General features: G+C 69.4%; 3 protein-coding genes. 1 reads left to right on the top strand and 2 read right to left on the bottom strand.

Going from position 1 to position 2,671, the window contains the following annotated elements; genetic code table 11:
- Nucleotides 1–646 (top strand): hypothetical protein (locus tag FKP22_RS32825; protein WP_211361602.1); only part of this gene is annotated, 646 nt, incomplete at its 5' end.
- A 63-nt stretch (nucleotides 647–709) separates the two neighbouring features.
- Here FKP22_RS32825 and FKP22_RS26615 read toward each other — a convergent pair.
- Both FKP22_RS26615 and FKP22_RS26610 read right to left on the bottom strand, forming a co-directional pair.
- Nucleotides 710–1,720 carry an SUMF1/EgtB/PvdO family nonheme iron enzyme gene (locus FKP22_RS26615; protein ID WP_141290941.1) on the bottom strand — a complete coding sequence of 337 codons (1,011 nt, stop codon included), beginning with the start codon at nucleotides 1,718–1,720 and terminating at the stop codon, nucleotides 710–712.
- Nucleotides 1,717–2,671 (bottom strand): hypothetical protein (locus FKP22_RS26610; RefSeq protein ID WP_211361601.1); only part of this gene is annotated, 955 nt, incomplete at its 5' end. The genes FKP22_RS26610 and FKP22_RS26615, both read right to left, overlap by 4 nt.

Here is a 2,671-nt window from a genome sequence, read left to right as displayed (position 1 = left end):
CCTGCGGCATGCCTTGCCGGCGACGCTGGATGCGCGGCTGCCCGGTGGCCGCACGTTGAAGCTGACCCTGTGCGTGCTGTCCGACTACCTCAGCGTGGGCTCGGACGATGATCATCTGCGGGTGCCGCTGAGCCTGGATAGCGCGCTCGCGGTCGCCACCCGCTTCGGCTTCACCTTGCCGACCACGCGCATGGTGGACCTCATCTATCGCCAGGCCGCCGTGCACCTCGTGCCCCAGCCGCTCCCCGCCGGGGACCGCATGCGATCACTGGCCTACACCCGCCAGCACGACGCCCTGGTCGAGCAGCAGCGCAACGCGCTGGGCTTTGCACCGGATGTGCTGACGGCAGGCCACAAAAAGGACCTGGTGCTGAGCGCCCGACTGTGGGCCCAGCCCGAGCGGGTGGCGATCTACGGCTGGCGCCGCCCGGATGGCCAGCCCATCCAGCCCCTGTCGACCGTGCACGGCGCACGGTATGCCGACTACAGCCACGGTGTGCGGCTGGTCAGCCAGACCGTCTTTGTCGATGGCCGCGCCATGTCCATCTTCGACGTGCTGGCGGACAGCCAGCTGGCGGCGGCGCTGAGCGACGAGGGCCCGTTGCCCAACGCGGCCGGGCTGCTCGCTGCTGCCGCTGCGCGCTGACCGGCTCGCAGTGCACCGCGCCTCCCGAGCCGCCCAGCTTCGGCGCTTGCGCCCGTGGGCGGCTCAGCGCGCCGGCAAGGTCTTGCAGCAGCGAAAGCCCAGGTGGTAGTTGGCATGGCTGTGCAGGTCCAGCACATGGCTGCCGTGCCAAAACGGCGCACGCCAGCGGCACCAGTCCTCGTGCGCGCGGTAGGCATCGAAGACAAACCAGCTGCCCTTCATTTCCGTGACCCCCAGCGTCAGGCTGCCGGTGCTGGCCATCTGCGCCTCGGTCAGCGGCAGATTCATGTGCTCGGCGGCATTGCCGTTGAGGTCGTAGACACCCAGCGCACTGCGGCAGCCAGGAAAGGACCCCGCCGGGTAGGTGTTCGAGCCGCAGGCATTCCAGCCGCCACCTTCGCAGCCAGGCGTCTTCTGGCTTCCGGTGGCGCACACGCCGCGCTGGTACTGCGGCCCATAGCTCCAGTGCTTGTCGGCGCCATCGGCCCGGTTGTGGGCATCGCGCATGCGGGCCACTGCGGTGTGTTCGTCCACGCCGCGTGCCAGGTCGAACCGGTAGTCCGGTGGCTGCAAAGCGCCTTCGCAGGCGCCCTCCCATTCGTGTGCGTCGCACAGGCGCTTGCCAATGGCCTCGCAGATCTGCGCGGCCTCGCGCGCCTTCACCCACACCGCCGGATACTCGCACGGAATGTCGGGAAACTCGTACTGGTCGATGCAGGCATGCGCCTGGTCGGGCCGCTCGCGCGCCGGGTTGTACAGCGGCGCCATGTCCGGCCCGCCGCAGATGCGCTCGAACGCGGGAAGGTCGTCCTGCTCGGGCACGGCAGCGCGCGTGGCACGGCACTGCTCGGGCGTCTGCGGATGCCGGGAGATCGCCGGATTGCCCTGGCCTGCAAAGCCGGAGCGGCGCAGGATCTCCCTCAGCCTGCCCACCTGCGCGTCGTCGAGCTTGTGCACCTGCTGAAGGCGCTGCAGCAGGAGTTCGTTCTGCGCCTGCAAGGCAGGCGATGACAGCGCCGAGGCCGCAAGCGCGCTGCACGCCAGGGCCAGCCAGATTCGCCGGTGCTTGTTCATTTGGGGGCCTCGCGGCTCAGCAGGTAGAAGAAGTCGCGGTCGTCCGGAAAAGCCAGGAAACGCGGCAACACCGCCTCTGCGCTTTGCTGGTCCAACACCGACATGCCAGGCGCCAGATGCTCGATCCTGCGCCGGCCCGACAGCGAGGGGTAGAGCGCCAGGTACGTGTGTTCAAGCGCATTCATGTCCAGGTGCATCGCGTAGCGGCAGCCGTAGGCCAGGAAGACCCGCGCCATTGCTGCTGGCGTGGCGCTGGAGAAGTAGCCGTAGACCAGCCATCGGCGCTCCCCCCGTTCGACGACGCAGGCGCCGGCACGCAGGCTGCGCAGCTGCTCGTCGTTCGAGCCAGACCAGTTGCCCTCGCCCCAGCGATTCACCAGGCCACCGACGCGCGGCGCCCCGCCGGCTGGGCGATCGACCAGCGCGGTGCCGTTCTGCCGCGCATGGCGCACCTGGGCCAGTCGCTGTTCATCTCCCGCCGCCCAGGTCTTCATCTCGACCGCCCCGTCCGTCGTCACCAGCAGCGTCGAGAGCCCCGGTTGCAGCCGGCTGAAGACCACGCCCTGCTCGACGAACCCGTAATGGCTGCCGTGGTTGACTCCGGCCAGCGCGCCGTAGCGGAATGCGGCGTGCTCGCGCTTGAAGCCACCAGTGAACGTGGCCACCACGCGGGACCGCAGCGCCGGCGCCAGCATGCCCGTGCGCACCAGCGGCGCGGCATCTGCAAAGCCATCGGGGCCAGGCTGCTTCGGGTCGACCTGGTCCGCACGGGCACGTTCCGACCAGCCCAGCCGCGGGTGCTCGGTCCCCAGTGCAAAGCCAAGCTCGAAGCTGGCCAGATCAAAGGCGACCAGGAAAACCAGCGCCTGGCGCTCGACGCCGTCCAACGCGCTACCAGCGGCCGCCATACCGTGCGGCTGCGCGACACTGGCAAACACACCAGGCAAACCG

It is taken from the genome of Ideonella azotifigens (genome assembly GCF_006519715.1).
Taxonomy (GTDB): Bacteria; Pseudomonadota; Gammaproteobacteria; order Burkholderiales; family Burkholderiaceae_C; genus Ideonella; species Ideonella azotifigens.
The sequence above is the reverse complement of the archived record's forward strand: the minus strand, read 5'-3'. Positions and strand labels throughout refer to the sequence as shown.